The organism is bacterium (assembly GCA_040755795.1).
Taxonomy (GTDB): domain Bacteria; phylum UBA9089; class CG2-30-40-21; order CG2-30-40-21; family SBAY01; genus JBFLXS01.
Genome location: JBFLXS010000551.1, coordinates 1 through 2,245 on the forward strand (window position 1 = coordinate 1; position 2,245 = coordinate 2,245).

Consider the following 2,245-nt stretch of genomic DNA (forward strand, 5'->3'; position numbering starts at 1 on the left):
AATTTCGCAGACTCCAGGATTGATGTCCGAAGGGTGGAGCAAGAAAAAGTTTGAGCCATTTCTCCAATTCTCCTTTTTCCCCATTTCTCCTTGTTTACACTTCTAATGTATAGCCCTGAACGGTTACAACAATTCTAATTTGTTCCTACGGCGGCTTACGGTCTTACAACCTTTGCCTTATTTTTAAGTTCAAAAAGCCAGATGATATATTCTACTCCTAACTTTTGACCAAGAAATCTCTCTTCTAAATTTCGTTTTATTTCAAAATCTAAACCATTACCCGTAATAAAATATGTTCTGCCAAACAATTCGTTCATAAGTGCGGTTTTGATTGAGGTAATTTCTTCTGGTGAGGGGTTTTTTTTAGCAATAAATCTGATGATATGGTAGCCAAATTTGGTTTTAACCACATCACTTAATTGCCCTTCTTTATTCATTGAAAAAGCGGCTTGTTCAAATTCTGCCACCATTTGTCCTTTACCAAAAAAACCTAAATCACCACCCATTTGCCGGGATGGACAGAGAGAATATGTCGCCGCCAATTGACTAAAATCCGCACCAGACTGAGCCTTCTGAAGAATATCTAATGCTTCTTTTTCAGTGTTGACCAGGATATGTTGGGCATGAACCTTTTCCCCATAATCTTTACAGAAATTATCTACTTCTTCTTGAGTTACGGTAAGCCTTTTTTTAAGTTCTATATCCTTAATTCGCTGGAAAAGTAAATCTCTTTTTACCTTTTCATTAAATTTTTCCATACTCATTCCTGCTGTTTCAACGGCTAATTTAAACTTTTCCTCAGACTCGAATCTGCCTTTGATGACATTCATAATCTGTTCAATTTCCTCCTGGGCAATTTCAATTTTTCTTGCCTTTGCCTCTTGAATAACCAATTCTTCTTCAATTAAGGCATCTAACACCTTTTCACGGATTTTAAGATACACCGTTTGCGAACCCGCAATTTCAGCCTCATAAGGTTTCATTGCCTGAACTAATTTAGTCTCTGTAATTGGAACATCATTGACTAAAACCACAGTTTTAGTCTGTGCCTGTGCTTGCAATGAACAAATACTTAATACCACTCCTAAGATTATTTTTTTCATTTATGTTTTTACCTCCATTATTACTCCTTCATAGACAATCTGGACATCGCCTGTGAGATAAAGGTTAGTGATTACATCTTTATCCTTTTCAAAATCTATCTCAAGGATTTCACCACTTTTAGTTATTATTTTTACTGGTGGTTTTGCAAGTTCTAAGATAGAGGAAATACAAGCCGAGGCGGCTGAGCCAGTGCCACAGGCTAATGTTTCATCCTCTACGCCCCGCTCATAAGTTCTTATTCTAATCGTCTGGTTATCGATTACCTGAATAAAGTTGACATTAGTCCCTGCGGGCGCAAAATCCTGATGCCATCTAATTTGCTTACCTGATTCTACCACCTCTACCTTTTCTATTTCGTCAAGGATTAAAACAGCGTGTGGCACACCCGTATTTAAACAGTGCACAGTCAGTTCGTTATCTTTTATGCGGATTTTTTTGTTGAGGAAAAGATTTAGTGGGTCTGTGAGTTTAACTTTTACGCGGTTGTTTGTTACTTCAGCCGAAATTATCCCGGCTAATGTTTCAAATTTCATTTTGTTTTTTGATATTTCTTTTATTTGAGCAAATCTGGCAATACATCTTCCCCCATTACCACACATTTCAGCTTCAGAACCATCGGAGTTGATAATTCTCATTCTGAAATCAGCGAGTTTTGACCGCTCAACAATAAGCACACCATCCGCACCAATACCAAACTTACGCTGACATATCTTCCTGACTAAACCAGGGGTAACATCAATTACCCCATCCCGATTATCTATCACGATAAAATCATTTCCACTGGCAACCATTTTAGTAAAACACATTTTAACCATAACTTTATTATACATCTATTTTTTTAAAAAAGCAACTGAAATTTTAATAGTGCTCTGTCGCTACTCAATTGATGTCCCCCGCTGGCGGGGGATTAAGGGGGGTGGAATATGAAATCTGGTAACCGTTCAGGTGGTAATTTACCGCAGAGACGCAAGAGTTTACAGAGAAGATATGGAAATAAATCAGATAACAGAAAAGGTAAGAGTTCAGGTAGGATAAAAATAAGGAGAAAGGGAGAAGATGGAGAAGTGGAGAAAAGAAGAGTTAAGTGATAGGATTATTAATGCCTGTATTAATATCCATCAAAAGTTAGTGTCGTGTTGAA

General features: G+C 37.3%; 3 protein-coding genes. 1 reads left to right on the forward strand and 2 read right to left on the reverse strand.

The genetic code is table 11. The annotated features are described in order from the left end of the window. Positions 1 to 155: 155 nt before the first annotated feature. Both AB1414_19540 and dapF read right to left on the reverse strand, forming a co-directional pair. Positions 156 to 1,103 carry a peptidylprolyl isomerase gene (locus AB1414_19540; GenBank protein ID MEW6609607.1) on the reverse strand — a complete coding sequence of 316 codons (948 nt, stop codon included), beginning with the start codon at positions 1,101 to 1,103 and terminating at the stop codon, positions 156 to 158. Further along, positions 1,104 to 1,934: a diaminopimelate epimerase gene (gene dapF / locus AB1414_19545; GenBank protein ID MEW6609608.1), complete on the reverse strand. Its 831-nt coding sequence runs from the start codon at positions 1,932 to 1,934 to the stop codon at positions 1,104 to 1,106. A 93-nt stretch (positions 1,935 to 2,027) separates the two neighbouring features. Between dapF and AB1414_19550 the strand changes: the two genes are divergently transcribed. Continuing rightward, complete coding sequence (locus AB1414_19550) at positions 2,028 to 2,192, forward strand: hypothetical protein (protein MEW6609609.1); 165 nt, start codon at positions 2,028 to 2,030, stop codon at positions 2,190 to 2,192. Positions 2,193 to 2,245: the final 53 nt, after the last annotated feature.